This is a genomic window from Burkholderia sp. THE68 (genome assembly GCF_009938265.1).
In the GTDB taxonomy this organism is placed as follows: domain Bacteria; phylum Pseudomonadota; class Gammaproteobacteria; order Burkholderiales; family Burkholderiaceae; genus Caballeronia.
The window spans coordinates 349,583-363,292 of the sequence record NZ_AP022317.1; the positions used below are offsets into that span (position 1 = coordinate 349,583).

At 63.9% G+C, this 13,710-nt stretch carries 13 protein-coding genes; 6 read left to right on the plus strand and 7 right to left on the minus strand.

What is annotated here, in order from left to right; translation table 11 throughout:
- The first annotated feature begins 3 nt into the window (after positions 1-3).
- The gene (locus BTHE68_RS22925) at positions 4-411 is read left to right on the plus strand and encodes a DUF2000 family protein (protein WP_162068595.1); all 408 of its coding nucleotides are present in this window, start codon (positions 4-6) and stop codon (positions 409-411) included.
- 4 nt (positions 412-415) lie between these two features.
- Here BTHE68_RS22925 and BTHE68_RS22930 read toward each other — a convergent pair whose 3' ends face one another.
- Genes BTHE68_RS22930 through BTHE68_RS22940 form a run of 3 tightly spaced genes read right to left on the minus strand, consistent with a single transcriptional unit; the run spans position 416 to position 3,971 of the window.
- Entirely contained in the window at positions 416-1,378 is a 963-nt protein-coding gene (locus BTHE68_RS22930) for an aldo/keto reductase (RefSeq protein WP_232078104.1), read from the minus strand.
- A gap of 57 nt (positions 1,379-1,435) precedes the next feature.
- Positions 1,436-2,683, minus strand: a complete 1,248-nt coding sequence (locus BTHE68_RS22935) for an ABC transporter substrate-binding protein (protein WP_162068597.1) — start codon at positions 2,681-2,683, stop codon at positions 1,436-1,438.
- Positions 2,684-2,726: 43 nt separating this feature from the next.
- On the minus strand, positions 2,727-3,971 hold the full coding sequence (locus BTHE68_RS22940; protein WP_162068598.1) for a DUF1479 domain-containing protein: 1,245 nt from the start codon (positions 3,969-3,971) through the stop codon (positions 2,727-2,729).
- 93 nt (positions 3,972-4,064) lie between these two features.
- On the opposite strand from BTHE68_RS22940, the gene BTHE68_RS22945 reads away from it, so the two are divergent.
- The 3 genes from BTHE68_RS22945 (at position 4,065) to BTHE68_RS22955 (ending at position 5,927) form a co-directional block, all read left to right on the plus strand.
- Positions 4,065-5,009 carry a helix-turn-helix domain-containing protein gene (locus tag BTHE68_RS22945; protein WP_162068599.1) on the plus strand — a complete coding sequence of 315 codons (945 nt, stop codon included), beginning with the start codon at positions 4,065-4,067 and terminating at the stop codon, positions 5,007-5,009.
- 122 nt (positions 5,010-5,131) lie between these two features.
- Positions 5,132-5,428 (plus strand): ArsR/SmtB family transcription factor, encoded by a 297-nt coding sequence (locus BTHE68_RS22950; protein WP_232078092.1) that lies wholly within the window; start codon positions 5,132-5,134, stop codon positions 5,426-5,428.
- Positions 5,406-5,927, plus strand: a complete 522-nt coding sequence (locus tag BTHE68_RS22955; RefSeq protein ID WP_162068600.1) for an SRPBCC family protein — start codon at positions 5,406-5,408, stop codon at positions 5,925-5,927. The genes BTHE68_RS22950 and BTHE68_RS22955 overlap by 23 nt, the downstream gene beginning before the upstream one ends.
- 17 nt (positions 5,928-5,944) lie before the next feature.
- Here the strand turns inward: BTHE68_RS22955 and BTHE68_RS22960 are convergent, their stop codons facing one another.
- The 3 genes from BTHE68_RS22960 to BTHE68_RS22970 form a co-directional block, all read right to left on the minus strand.
- The gene (locus BTHE68_RS22960) at positions 5,945-6,106 is read right to left on the minus strand and encodes a hypothetical protein (protein WP_162068601.1); all 162 of its coding nucleotides are present in this window, start codon (positions 6,104-6,106) and stop codon (positions 5,945-5,947) included.
- Positions 6,107-6,194: 88 nt separating this feature from the next.
- Entirely contained in the window at positions 6,195-6,587 is a 393-nt protein-coding gene (locus BTHE68_RS22965; protein WP_162068602.1) for a hypothetical protein, read from the minus strand.
- A gap of 63 nt (positions 6,588-6,650) precedes the next feature.
- Positions 6,651-8,948, minus strand: coding sequence for a mechanosensitive ion channel family protein (locus tag BTHE68_RS22970; RefSeq protein WP_162068603.1), 2,298 nt, complete (start codon positions 8,946-8,948; stop codon positions 6,651-6,653).
- 315 nt (positions 8,949-9,263) lie between these two features.
- On the opposite strand from BTHE68_RS22970, the gene BTHE68_RS22975 reads away from it, so the two are divergent.
- Both BTHE68_RS22975 and BTHE68_RS22980 read left to right on the plus strand, forming a co-directional pair.
- Entirely contained in the window at positions 9,264-11,054 is a 1,791-nt protein-coding gene (locus tag BTHE68_RS22975; protein WP_162068604.1) for an acyl-CoA dehydrogenase, read from the plus strand.
- Positions 11,055-11,070: 16 nt separating this feature from the next.
- Complete coding sequence (locus tag BTHE68_RS22980; RefSeq protein ID WP_162068605.1) at positions 11,071-12,768, plus strand: electron transfer flavoprotein-ubiquinone oxidoreductase; 1,698 nt, start codon at positions 11,071-11,073, stop codon at positions 12,766-12,768.
- 39 nt (positions 12,769-12,807) lie between these two features.
- Here BTHE68_RS22980 and phaZ read toward each other — a convergent pair whose 3' ends face one another.
- A complete protein-coding gene (phaZ, locus tag BTHE68_RS22985) occupies positions 12,808-13,623 on the minus strand; it encodes a poly(3-hydroxyalkanoate) depolymerase (protein WP_162068606.1) in 816 nt (271 codons plus the stop codon).
- Positions 13,624-13,710 lie beyond the last annotated feature (87 nt).

Consider the following 13,710-nt stretch of genomic DNA (forward strand, 5'->3'; position numbering starts at 1 on the left):
TTCATGTTCAATACCAAAGTGGCGCTGATCGTGCGCGATGATCTGGCTGTCTGGCAAAAGCTCAACGTGGTCGCATTTCTCGCGACCGGCGTGGCGGCCGCGATTCCCGAAGCGTTGGGCGAACCCTACGAGGACGCGGCCGGAAATCGGTATGGCCGCATGCTGGGCCAACCGATGCTCGTGTTCGCCGCCGATCTGTCCGGACTGCAGGCCGCGCATCGGCAGGCGCTCGCGAGCGAACTCGAGATCGTGCCGTACGTGCACGCGATGTTTTCCACCGGACACGATGCGGCCAATCGCGAGGTATTTCGCGCGCAGGACGCAACCAGTCTCGATTTCGTAGGCCTCGCGCTGCATGGATCGAGGAAAGCCGTGGACAAGGCGGTGAAGGGGCTGGTTCTGCACGCGTGACGCGCTATTGCGGCGTGGGCGCGTCCTGACGAATCAGCTCGCGGCGTTTCAGTTCGGCCCAGAATTCCAACGGTATGTCGGTCCGGAAGGTTTGAAGGTTGTCTTCGAGCTGCGCAACCGTGCGTACGCCAGGAATGTTCGTCGGAATCGCGGGATGTCCGAGGACGAACTGCAAAGCGGCGGCCTTGAGCGGAACCGCGTATTCCCGGCAGACCTGCTCCATCTCGCGAACGCGCGCCAGAATGGCCTCGGGCGCGCTCGCGTAGTTGTATTTCGCGCCGGGCACCGCGCCTGTCGCGAGAATGCCGCTGTTGTAGCCGCCCCCGAGGATGACCGACACCTGTTGCGCTTCGCACAGCGGCAGAAAGCCGTCGAGCGCGTCCTGTTCGAGCAGTGTGTAGCGGCCGGCCAGGAGCAGGCAATCGAAATCCTGCCGGCGGATGGCTTCGTGCGCGACCTGCCATTCGTTGACGCCGACCCCGACCGCCTTCACGACACCTTCATCGCGGAGTTTCAGCAGCGCTTTCGACGCGCCGGCCATTGCTGCCTCGAACATCTCGGGCTGACGCTCGCCGTGGGTAAAGACATCGATATCGTGAATCAGCGCGATATCGATGTGCTCCAGCGCGAGACGCTGCAGACTGTCCTCGATCGAGCGCATGGCGCCGTCGTAGCTGTAGTCGAAAACGGTTTCGAACGGCAAGCCATCGACCCACGGCGCGAAGTCGATTTCGGCGCGCCTGCGCGGCTTGAGGAGCCGTCCGACCTTCGTCGACAGCACGTACTGATCGCGCGGATACCATCGCAGCCCCTGCCCGCAGCGCGCTTCGCTCAAACCATGACCGTACATCGGAGCGGTGTCGAAGTAGCGCACGCCGGCATCCCAGGCTGCCTTGATCAGGGCGGCGGAATCCGCTTCGTTGATCGGCCTGAAGATGTTGCCGATCGGCGCGGCGCCGAATCCCATCAACGTTGTCTCGAGCCCGGAACGGGGCCATTTTTCCTTGGCGATCGGGTCCATGTCTTATTTGACCTTTGCGGCAGCGGCGAGCTTGCGCACGCCTTCTTTCGCGTCTTCGTTCGAGTTCATGAAATTCGTCACGACGTCGGTGATGGCGCCGGCGGTGACGGGAGACTGAAGTTCGCCAAACGCCAGCGAGGGAAGAAAGCCGCCCGATTTGATCGTCGCCTGCTCGTCCGCGCGTGACTTTTTCGCGCAACTGTCGAACTTGTCCATCGGCACGTCCAGTCTGACGGGAATCGAACCCTTGTTGAGACTGAACTGCTCCTGAAACGCGGGGGACATGATCGTTTTGGCCATCGCGAGTTGTCCGGGCGTCGCGTCCTTCTTGCCGTTCTGCTGGAAGAACACGAATGCATCCGCGGTGTACGTGTAGGCATTCGACGTGCCGGGCGCGGGTGCGCAAACGAAGTCGACGTCCGCCTTCTTGTTCGCGTTCGCGAACTCCCCCTTGGCCCAGTCGCCCATGAACTGCATGCCGCCCGAACCGGAGATCACCATCGCGGTGGCGAGATTCCAGTCGCGGCCGTGGTAGGCCTTGTCGAAGTAAGTGCGGATCTTCTGGACCGTCTCGAAGACCTGCACCATCTGCGGCGACGTCAGCGTTTTCTGATCGAGATCGATGAGCGCCTTACGGTAGAAGTCCGTGCCCTGCGACAACACGACCGTCTCCCAGATGGTCATGTCCTGCCACGGCTGACCGCCGTGCGCGACAGCCGTGATGCCCGCCGCGCGAAACTTGTCGGCGAGCGCGAAGAACTCCGGCCACGTCGTCGGCGGTGTGCCGCCCACTTTGTCGAGATCCGCCTTGTTGATCCACAGCCAGTTGATCCGGTGCACGGAAAAAGGCGCTGCCACATAATGACCGCCCGACTTCATCGCGCTGTCGATCTGCGCGGGAGTGTGGCTCTTCCAGTCGGTCGCGGCCTGATCGATCGTGACCACCACGCCCTGATCGGCCCAGTCCTGAATCAACGGGCCCTTGATCTGCGCGGCCGACGGCGCATTGCCCGAGATCACCTGCGTCTTGAGCGCGGTCATCGCGGCCGTGCCCGAACCACCGGCGACCGCGAAGTCCTTCCACTCATAGCCTTGTTTGCTCATGTCGTCCTTGAGCACGCGGATGGCCTTCGATTCGCCGCCCGAGGTCCACCAGTGCAGAACCGAGAGCTGTTCGGCGGCCAGCACCGCATGCGTACCGGCGATGAACAGCGCGACGGCCGCCGCGGCCGACGTCAGTGATGTCTTCATTGCAGTCTCCGATGTTTTCTTATGGATGAAGCAGTGCGTGCGACTACACGTCGAGCCCGAGTTGCGCACGGCCCAGCGGCGTCAGATCGTCGACGGTCGCGCGGCCGGCGAAATCGGTTTCGAAATGATCGGCCGGGAAATCAGGCGGGCTTTCGCCCTTCAGAAAGCTCGGCAACTGACGCTTCAGATAGGCGTCGTTCTTGGCGCAGGCGGGCGCCGAGGCGATGTACATCACATTGCTGAACCCCGCGCCCTTGTGCTCGTCCTCGACCGCATGGATGACGTCGCTGTGCCAGAACACCGTGTCGCCCGCTTCCATCTTTGGAATCGACGACAACGCTTCGAACAGCGGCGCATGAAATTCCTGCTTGATCGAGAGCGCGCGTCCGGGCATGGCGCCGCACAGGTCGTCGTCGGCGACATCGTCCTGAAGGGCGCGCAGGAGGATGTACACCATCGAATTGGCGATGGGCACGAGTTGCAGCGTGCCGTCGCCCGGGCCTTGCGGCGTCAGTGCGGTCCAGCCCTGGAACGTGCGGAACATCGAACACACGGCTGGCGACGCGATCTCTTCCACATCGGGGCGAAAGGCGGCGTCGAACGCGTCGTAGCTGCGCCATTCGCCGGAGAAAACGTGGCGATACACCTTGCGGAAATTGCCTTCGATCCAGCGCTCGACCGAGCCGCCGTCGCAATGCGCCGACAGACCGAGCGATGCCGAGCCGGGCGGCCGCCGACGCAGACGGTCGGCATAGACAGGCACGTGTTCCGGATCGAAGTGGACGCGCCCTTCGCTCTCGTTGCGCCAGAGCTTGTTGAGAAAGACGCGCGCCGCCGTCAGCGACTCCGACTGACGCGCCAGCACTTGCGGCTTCGACCAGTACACGCCGTAGATCTGCGGTTTGCTCGAAGCCAGTTGTCCGAAGTATTTGTCCTCCGCGCGGTTTTCGAGGCGCTTGTCGAGATGGTTTCGCTCGACGTAGTGCGCGATATCGTCGTCCCACGCTTGCACCTGCGCGCGAGGGAAGACTTTGCGAATCACGCACGCACCGCGCGATCTGACGAGCGCGATCTGCTCGTCGGTTACACGTCGTTCAGCGATGTCGGCGAACTGGATCTCGGGAATGACGTCTTCCCCTCGATCGCGCTGCGCGGCGATGCGTTTCGCTTCGGCGACGATCGCCTGTTCGACTTCGGCGAATACCTCCCGGTAGTTCGGCAGCGCTGCCCGCAGCTCTTTTTTCGCCTGCCGGATCGCGCCGGGCAAGTCATCGATTTTCAGCGCCATGATCGTCTCCATGTCAATTTCTGTGCGCACAGCATATGACGCGGAGCTATGCGCTGGTGATACTATTCAGGCAATTCATTTGCGTTTTCGGCCATGAAACCAGCCTACGAACATGTCGAGTTCGGCGAGGACTGTTCGGTGCGGGTTTACCATCGGCGGCTTGCGCGCATTCCGTTCGAATGGCACCACCATCCGGAATACGAACTGACGCTGACGATGAACAGTCACGGCAAGCGCTACATCGGCGACTCGGTCAGCGACTATGAAGCCGAGGACCTGGTTCTCGTGCCGCCGGATTTGCCGCATACCTGGTCATCGAACCGCTCGATCGAGCCGTCCTTGCCGCAAGTCGCCATCGTCATCTGGTTCGACGGCGCGTGGGCGAGACGCATGGCGGATTGCTGCCGCGAATACGAGCCGCTTCGCAAGCTCTTGCGCCGCGCCGCGTGCGGGCTGGCGTTCGAGCCGCCTGCCGGGGAACGGATGCGCGGCCGTCTGGATCAGTTGCTCTCGAACGTGCCACGCGAGCGCCTGAGCGCGGCGCTCGATATTCTGTGCATGCTCGCCGACGCGCACGGCCATCCGCTCGCTTCGCCGAGCGCCTTCAATCAGACGAACACCGGCCCCTCCGGTCATGAGCCCGAGCGGATCAACCGCGTCCTCGCCATGATCGATGCGCGCTTCGCCGAACCGCTGCGGCTCTCGGAACTCTGTGCGGCGGCCAGCCTGTCGGAGCGCACGCTCACGCGGTACTTCGTGCAGCATATCGGCGAGAGCGTCGGCCGATATATCGCGCGCGTTCGCATCGGGCACGCGTGCCGGATGCTGGGCGATACGTCGCTGCCCGTCTCGGTCATCGCGGCCCGCTCGGGTTTCGCGAACGTCGCCAATTTCAATCGGCAGTTCAAGGCGGCGAAGCAGGCGACGCCGGCCGAGTATCGACGCCAGTTCATCGCTGCGGGTTCGACGGACGAGGACACCGCAAGCAGCCTGACCGAACGGCCTCCTTCGCTTCGGCAGAAGCGCAACGCATCCTGAGTGCTGATCCTCCCTTGCCTCCCATCCACACCCATGCAATACTGAACCAAATGGCTCAGTATTCTCGACAAACTCGATTCGATGCTTCGTTCGCCGCGCTATCGGACCCCACCCGACGCGGCGTGCTGGAGCAGTTGATGCGCGCCGACGCGTCCGTCACGGATCTCGCCGCGCGGTTCCACATGACCCTGACGGGCATGCGGAAGCACATCGGCATACTGGAGCAGGCGGAACTCGTCACCACGGAAAAGGTGGGACGCGTGCGGACCTGCAGGCTGGGCACGCGCCGTCTCGAAGAAGAGCTGGCCTGGATCGAGAATTATCGGCAGATGTGGGCCGCGCGCTTCGACGCGCTGGATACGGTCATCGAGGAACTCAAACGCAAGGAGAAACGTGATGGTCGCAAGCAGAGAGAATGAGCCGGCGCGCACGGGCAACCGGACGACGTCGGAACGCACGTCCGAGCGCGAGATGGTCATCACGCGAATCTTCGACGCCCCGCCGCGGCTCGTGTTCGAAGCGTGGACCACGCCCGAACTGTTCAGGCAGTGGTGGGTGCCGAAGTCGAGCGGCGCGACCCTGCTTTCCTGCGAACAGGATGTCCGCGTCGGCGGTGGATATCGCCTGGAGTTCGCTCATCCCAAGGCTGCCGCGCCGCTGACGTTCTTCGGCAAGTACCTCGAAGTCGTGCCGAATGCGCGCCTCGTCTGGACTAACGAGGAAAGCGAAGACGGCGCGGTGACCACGGTGACCTTCGAGGAGAAGGATGGCAAGACGCTGCTGGTGATGCGCGAGCTTTATCCGTCCAGGGAAGCGCTCGATGTCGCCATCGAAGGCATGGACGAAGCGATGCCCGAAACGTTCGAGCAACTGGACGAATTCCTCATTGCCCGCGGCGCTGGCGCGCAACGGAGCTGATCTCGTCGTCTTTCCGTTCAATCGCCGCGGCCAGCGAAGGGCCGCGCAGCGCTGTTTGCGGCGCTCAGCGAATCCGGCGCGAACGTCGGTGTAACCGCCGTCGACGGGTCGGGGCCCGCCGCGCCGACGAGACATCCAGCCGATACGAGGAAGATCACGGCTGACACCAGAATTCCCATGGCATTTTCCTCGCAGCCACCAGGCCGTGCACGACACTACTAGCCTATCTGTGCGCCCCGCCGCTCGATTGACGCACGTCAAATCGGCCTATTTCTCGGCAGTGGACGACGGGCATCGCATGTCTGCCGCTTTGCCGCCATCGACATTCTTCAGCGAAACAAGCAGCCTGCTTCCGGTAGTCGCCGTGATGATATGCCCGTAACTGACGGTCGGGATGAACTTGATATCGGGCGCGACGGCGACGGGCGGGTTTTGCGCGCCGTCGACGGTCAGATCGAGTTCCACGGTGATCGAATCGATGGCGACGCCGTAGTCCCGCTTGTGCTCGGCCTGCGCCTTCTTGAAGTTGCACAGCCCGTCCAGGACATTCTGGAGCGCCGTGGGTATATCCACTGGCTTGCCTGGCGGGATAGGCGGCGTATTGCACGCCGCGAGGAGGAGAGCTGACGCAAGAACAGGCAGCGAGACGTGGACGCGCATCGGAATCTCCGGTTCCTGGAGTGGGCTCAGTATAGGGCAACAACACCTTCGGGATCGTTCAGGCTATTCCCTGAGCACGCGCAACTCAGGCTGAGCCGGCGCGCCGCGTTCCTGCGCAGGCGAGTGAATCTGCATCTGCGGCAGCATCATCTCGATGCCGGCATCGTCCATCCTGAGCTTCAGCCTCGCGTTGAAGGCGCGCGCCACGCTCCATTGCTGCAGCGGCCTGGTCTTGATCTGCCCTTTCACCACGACGCAGTTCGCTTCGAAGCGATCGAGGCCCCACACTTCGACCGGCGCCAGTATCTCGCTGCGAAAGCGAAAGTCGGCGCTCAGATCGTCGGCGACTTCCGTGATCATGCGCGTGATGTCGTCCAGTTTCGCGGAGAACGGAACGCGCACTTCGAACACCGCGTTGGAAAAATCGCGCGACAGATTCTTCACGATCTTGATCTGCGAGAACGGAATGGTGTGAACCGCGCCCTGCGCATCGCGCAGCCGGACGGTGCGGATCGTTAGGTCCATCACGGTGCCGGCATGTCCGCCGTCGAGATCGATCCAGTCGCCGACCGAAATCGTGTCCTCGACGATGATGAACAGGCCCGTGATCAGATCGGTGACGAGCGACTTCGCGCCGAACCCGACCGCGAGACCGATCACGCCCGCGCCGGCGAGCAGCGGCGTCAGATTGATGCCGAGACTCGCGGCGGCGACGAACACCGCGAGGCTCGCGACCGTCACGAAGATCGCGTTGCGCACGATCGGCAGCATCGTGCGGGCGCGCGTGCCCGGACTAAGCGCCTTGTTGCGCGAGTTGTTCGGGCCGAGCGCTTCGAGAATGACAGTGTCGATGAGAATCCACAGAAACCACGCGCCGAATACCGTCGCGACGACCGCGATCAGCGCGTGCCTGAAGCCGGGCGTCATCGCGCTGTGCTTGATGACGCGCGCAATCGGTCCGCTCCAGAGTTCCAGCTCGAAACGCAGGTAGGCCAGCCAGATCAGGAACACGACCAGCGTGCACACGAAACGCAACAGCCGCGTCATGTGCGGCGCGCGGCGTTGCGCACGGGTGTCGCGCCGGCGCGTCAGATGCAGCAGCAACGCGGACACGAAAATCGTGAGCACGAGCAGTACCGCGCTGAGGACCGACGGCCGCAGCACGTCCCTTTCGGTGCCACGCCCGTCGATGATCGCGACGACCGACGCCGCCGCGATCAGCAATACCGGGATATGCCATAGCGACGCGAGGATATCGAGTGTTTCCGTCGCGAACTGGTGATCGCGCCGTCGCACATACGGGCGATTGCGGATCAGATGCGTGACCGGCCGCCGAAATACGAGCGCGAAATAGGCGAAGAGCAACGCCGCAGCGAGATTGGCGAAGGTCGATATGATGCCCGCGAGATTCGGGCCGAGCTGGCGCGTGACATCGACATTGGCGGTCCCGTCGCCGAGCGCGCCGCACGCGCCGACCGCAAAGAGCGGCCAAAGCGTTCGTGCCAGCAGGTGCTGCACGGCGGCGCGACGATGCGCCGTACTGAACATCGAGAACACGATCATGCAGATCGCCGAAAAGATGGCCCCGCCCAGGATCGCATACGCGATGACGAGCCCGAGCGTGCGGCCGAGCGCGTCGGGCATCGCGCGCACGAAGAACAGCACGGCCAGGAATGCGACGATCCAGGGTCCGGTCTGCCGCAGGGCGAAGCTCAGCATCTCGACCGATGTCGGATTCGGCGCGAGCGCGACGTCCTTGCCATAGCGCGCGAACACGCGTCGCTGAACGCGGATCAGCACGTACGCGCACAGTCCCCAGAGCGCGAGCGTCGCGCCCATGCCGGTGACGATCCTGCCGAACGATTCGCCATTCGCGCCCGTGACGACGGCGCGCAGCTCGCTTGCAGCGGCGCTCGAACGCGCGCTCCAGAATCGCAACGGCGAGATTCCCTGGCTGAGATTCGTTTCGACCGATGCGATGCCCGATGCAATCGCGCCGAGCAAGTCGCCGTTGACGGCCACGGGCACGGGCGCGGCCGGCGCGGCCTTTTCCGTGGCGTCGCGCAACACCTTCAGTTGCGCGACGAAGGCACTGCGTTGCGCGTCGTTGTCGAGCGTGCCGATCAGGCCGTTCAGCGAACGCACCATCTCGGCCTGACTCGCGGGTGACGGCGGCGAGGCTGCCTGCGATCCCGAAGCTGTCCAGGTCGAGATGATGCCCTGCATCGCCGCGGGAAGGGGCGCGGCCAAGGCGCAACGCATGAACATCGCGCATCCGATGAAGATGCCGAGCGCAATCATCCACGCGCGGGCATGGATCAGGACATGGCCCGCTTCGATACGCCGCGTGAATGCGCTCATGGAGACTCCCCCGGGACGTCATCCCGGTCAAAGCGGCACTATCCGCGAGATTGTCAAAGGACTCGAATCGCCGAATGCGCCGGGATTGCGGTTCTTGGAGATTAGCCTATCGCCGTGAGCATGGCGAACCGCCGCGCGTCATCTCAGTGAACGTTTAAGTCACCCGCACCTGCGCCCCTCCCGTTGCGGGAGGCGCGCAACCGGCCGGCACCGCTCTAAGATCGGCGCAACGCACTGTGGGATATGGCACGCGCGCATCCGCGAGCTTCACGGCCGCTGCCGCTGCGCTCACACGCATTCATCCGGAGAGACAAATTGACGTACACCGCGCCACTGAAAGACATGTTGTTCGTGATCGAAGAACTCGCCGATGTCGCGAGCATTTCGGCGCTGCCGGGCTTCGAGGACGCCTCGCTCGACATCGCGCAGGCGGTGCTCGACGAAGCCGCGAAGTTCAACAGCGAAATTCTCGCCCCGCTCAACGCCGAAGGCGACAAAAATCCGAGCGCGTGGCATGACGGCGAAGTCACGACGACGCCCGGTTTCAAGGAAGCGTTCCGCCAGTATGGCGAAGGCGGCTGGCAAGGCGTGGTGCATCCGGCCGAATTCGGCGGACAGGGATTGCCGAAGCTGATCGCGACGCCCTGCATCGAGATGCTGAACGCCGCGAACCTGTCGTTCGCGCTCTGCCCGCTTCTCACCGACGGCGCGATCGAAGCGCTGCTCACCGCCGGTTCCGACGAACTGAAACAGCGTTACCTGCCCAAGCTCATTTCGGGTGAATGGACCGGCACGATGAACCTGACGGAACCGCAAGCCGGCTCCGATCTCGCGCTAGTCCGCTCGCGCGCGCAAGCTCAGGGCGACGGCACCTACAAGCTGTTCGGCACGAAAATCTTCATCACGTACGGCGAGCACGACATGGCGGAGAACATCGTGCATCTCGTGCTCGCGCGCACGCCGGACGCGCCCGAGGGCGTCAAGGGCATCTCGCTCTTCCTCGTGCCGAAGTTCCTGGTGAACGACGACGGCTCGCCCGGCGCGCGCAACGACGTGCATTGCGTGTCGATCGAGCACAAGCTCGGCATCAAGGCGAGCCCGACGGCCGTGTTGCAATACGGCGATCACGGCGGCGCGCTCGGCTATCTGATCGGCGAGGAAAATCGCGGTGTCGAATACATGTTCATCATGATGAACGCGGCGCGTTTCGCGGTCGGCGTCCAGGGCATCGCGGTGTCCGATCGCGCCTACCAGCAGGCGGCCGCCTATGCGAAGGATCGCGTGCAGAGCCGTCCGGTCGACGGTTCCGCGAAACAGTCCGTCGCCATCATTCAGCACCCGGACGTGCGCCGCATGCTCGCGACGATGCGCGCGCTGACCGAAGGCGCCCGCGCACTCGCCTATGTCGCAGCCGCGCATTCCGACATCGCGCATCACGCCGCCGACGCCGACACGCGCGCGCGGCACGCCGCCATCTACGAATACCTCGTGCCGATCGTGAAGGGCTGGAGCACGGAGATGTCGATCGACGTCACGAGCCTCGGCGTGCAGGTGCACGGCGGCATGGGCTTCATCGAAGAGACGGGCGCGGCGCAGCACTATCGCGACGCCCGCATCCTGACGATCTACGAAGGCACGACCGCGATCCAGGCCAACGACCTGATCGGCCGCAAGACGATTCGCGACGGCGGCGCGGCCGCCCGCGCGATCCTCGCGCAGATCGACGAGACGCTCGCCGCGCTCGAACAGCACGACGGCGCCGCATTCGGTGCGATGCATCGACGGCTCATGGCCGGACGCGCCGCGCTTGCGAACACCGTCGAGTTCATGCTGCACAACGCGAAGAGCGACACGAAAGCCGTTTTCGCGGGCGGCGTGGCCTATCTGAAGCTCGCCGGCATCGTGCTGTCGGGCTGGCAGATGGCGCGCGCGCTGATCGCGGCGCACACGAAACGCGCCGAAGATCCGGCGTTCTACGACGCCAAGATCGCGACCGCGCATTTCTTCGCCGATCATCTGCTGCCGCAGGCGGTTGCGCTGGAAGCGTCGATCGTCAGCGCGAAGGGCGATCAGGGCGTGCTCGCGCTCGACGCAGACCAGTTCTGAGCGAGGGGACCACCTCATGCCAATATCGACCAGACAGGCGAATCCATCGGACCGATGGATCGAAGCGTACGGCCCGCGCGAATCGATGGAATACGACGTGGTGATCGTGGGCGGCGGTCCGGCGGGGCTGTCGGCGGCCATCCGCATCAAGCAACTTGCGCAGCAGGAAGGCGCCGACGTATCGGTCTGCGTGCTCGAAAAGGGCTCGGAGATCGGCGCGCACATTCTCTCGGGCGCGGTCATGGACCCGCGCGCGATCACCGAACTGATCCCCGACTGGAAAGCGCTCGGCGCGCCGCTGAATGTCGAAGTGACGGAAGACCGGTTCCTGTTCCTGTCGGAGAAGGGGGCGGTCAAGACGCCAAACTGGGCGTTGCCCGCGAGCTTCAGGAATCACGGCAACTACGTGATCAGCCTCGGCAACGTGACGCGCTGGCTGGCTCAGCAGGCCGAAGCGCTCGGCGTCGAAATCTTCCCGGGCTTTCCGGCAGCCGAAGTGCTGTATCGCGACGACGGCTCGGTCAAGGGTGTCGCCACCGGCAACATGGGCGTCGGCAAGGATGGCGAGCCGACCGCCGGCTTTCAGCTCGGCATGGAACTGCACGCGAAGTACACGCTGTTCGCGGAAGGCGCGCGCGGTCATCTCGGCCGCCGTTTGAGCGATGAGTTCGGGTTGCGGGCGAACGCGGGTCATCAGGTCTACGGGCTCGGCATCAAGGAACTGTGGGAAGTCGACCCGGCTCAGCACAAGCCGGGCCTCGTCGTTCACACAGCCGGCTGGCCGCTCGACACGGATACCTATGGCGGATCGTTCCTCTATCACCTCGACGGGAATCAGGTGGCGGTCGGCTTCGTCGTCGGACTGGGGTACCGGAATCCGTTCCTGTCGCCTTTCGAGGAATTTCAGCGCTACAAGACACACCCCGCGATCCGGCCGTTTCTCGAAGGAGGCAAGCGCCTGTCGTATGGCGCGCGCGTCATCACGGCGGGCGGTCTCACCGCGCTGCCGAAGCTGACGTTTCCGGGCGGCGCGCTGATCGGCGACAACGCGGGCTTTCTAAACGCGTCGAGGATCAAGGGCAGCCACGGCGCGATCAAGTCCGGCATGCTCGCCGCCGAAGCCGCCTTCGATGCGATCCGTTGCGGCCGTCAGCATGACGAACTGGGCGATTATCCGCAATCGTTCAGGCGTTCGTGGCTGCACGAGGAACTGCACAAGGCGCGCAACTTCAAGCAGTGGATGAGCAAGGGGCTGGTTGTCGGCTCGTTGATGGTGGGCGTCGAACAGAAGCTCTTTGGCGGCAAGGTGCCGTGGACGCTGCGGCATCGTCATGCGGATCACGAAACGCTGCAGTCCGCCGCGAACGCCACGCCTATCGTCTATCCGAAACCCGACGGCAAGCTGACGTTCGACCGGCTCTCCTCGGTGTTCATTTCGAACACGAATCACGAGGAGAACCAGCCGGCGCATCTGACGCTCAAGGATGCGACCGCGCCCGTCGCGATCAATCTCGCGAAGTACGCGGGACCGGAAAGCCGCTATTGTCCGGCGGGCGTTTACGAGTTCGTGAAGGACGATGACGGCGCCGAGCAACTCGTCATCAACGCGCAGAATTGCCTGCACTGCAAGACCTGCGACATCAAGGACCCGGGACAGAATATCGTATGGGTTACGCCCGAAGGCAGCGGCGGGCCGGGTTATCCGAACATGTGAATCGAGAGGGCCGCTTGCGCGGCCCTCGTCACGTCGGCACTACGCTTCCAGCAGAAACTCGCGCACCAGCGGTCCCACTTCATCGGTTTGCGTGATGAGAAAAAGATGCCCGTCCTCGATGACGCGCAACGTCGCCTGACGGATGCGGCTGGCAATGATCTTCGCGTTGACGAGAGGAACGATCGGATCGTCGTCGCCATGCATGACGAGTGTCGGCTGGCGCAAGGAACCGAGCCACAGCAGGCTGCTCCATCCGCATGTGGCGAGCAACTGGTACATGTATCCGCGCCCGCCGGGCGCCTGAATATGACGCCCGTGTTCCGCCAGCAACTCGGGATCGCGCCTGTATACGCCGCCATAAATTTCCGCGCCGATCTCCCGCAGATAATCGGGGTCCCGATAGCGGCGCGCCCCGACCAGCCTCGAAAGCACCGAAAGCCGGCCCGGCACCATGATGACGCCCGGTGAAGTCGCGGCCAGCACCAGCCGCCTGCAACGCGACGGATACAGATACGCGAACTGCTGCGCAAGCGCCCCGCCCCATGACACGCCGAGCACATCGACCGGTCCGTCATAGCCGAGCTGCGCGAGCAGCCGGTCGGCCAGCACCGCGAGCGTCGAGAAGCGATACGGCATGAGCGGCGCGGGCGATCCGCCCACGCCGGGAATATCGAACATCACGACTTCCACGTCGCCGAGTGCATCGACGAACGGCTGGATCAGTTCGAGATTCGCGCCGATGCCATTGAAGATGAGGAGCGGCGGCGACGCATCGCCGCCTCGCCAGATGCCGACGCGAAGCAGTTGTGCGCCGAGCGCGACGGTCTGTATATCCACTGTACGCACACTTTTCATCGTTCTTGTCCATGTGAATGTCGACGAAACGCCGGGCAAGCGCGCGGCATTCCCCGGTGCGCCTTCCGACGTTTGAAGTTTTGAGGC

What these genes read in the sequence shown, in the direction of transcription:
- BTHE68_RS22960 (WP_162068601.1), bottom strand. Translation starts at nt 6,106, where the DNA reads ATGGGAATTCTGGTGTCAGCCGTGATCTTCCTCGTATCGGCTGGATGT.
- BTHE68_RS22955 (WP_162068600.1), top strand. Translation starts at nt 5,406, where the DNA reads ATGGTCGCAAGCAGAGAGAATGAGCCGGCGCGCACGGGCAACCGGACG.
- BTHE68_RS22925 (WP_162068595.1), top strand. Translation starts at nt 4, where the DNA reads ATGTTCAATACCAAAGTGGCGCTGATCGTGCGCGATGATCTGGCTGTC.
- BTHE68_RS22935 (WP_162068597.1), bottom strand. Translation starts at nt 2,683, where the DNA reads ATGAAGACATCACTGACGTCGGCCGCGGCGGCCGTCGCGCTGTTCATC.
- BTHE68_RS22980 (WP_162068605.1), top strand. Translation starts at nt 11,071, where the DNA reads ATGCCAATATCGACCAGACAGGCGAATCCATCGGACCGATGGATCGAA.
- BTHE68_RS22940 (WP_162068598.1), bottom strand. Translation starts at nt 3,971, where the DNA reads ATGGCGCTGAAAATCGATGACTTGCCCGGCGCGATCCGGCAGGCGAAA.
- phaZ (WP_162068606.1), bottom strand. Translation starts at nt 13,623, where the DNA reads ATGAAAAGTGTGCGTACAGTGGATATACAGACCGTCGCGCTCGGCGCA.
- BTHE68_RS22970 (WP_162068603.1), bottom strand. Translation starts at nt 8,948, where the DNA reads ATGAGCGCATTCACGCGGCGTATCGAAGCGGGCCATGTCCTGATCCAT.
- BTHE68_RS22945 (WP_162068599.1), top strand. Translation starts at nt 4,065, where the DNA reads ATGAAACCAGCCTACGAACATGTCGAGTTCGGCGAGGACTGTTCGGTG.
- BTHE68_RS22930 (WP_232078104.1), bottom strand. Translation starts at nt 1,378, where the DNA reads ATGGGATTCGGCGCCGCGCCGATCGGCAACATCTTCAGGCCGATCAAC.
- BTHE68_RS22965 (WP_162068602.1), bottom strand. Translation starts at nt 6,587, where the DNA reads ATGCGCGTCCACGTCTCGCTGCCTGTTCTTGCGTCAGCTCTCCTCCTC.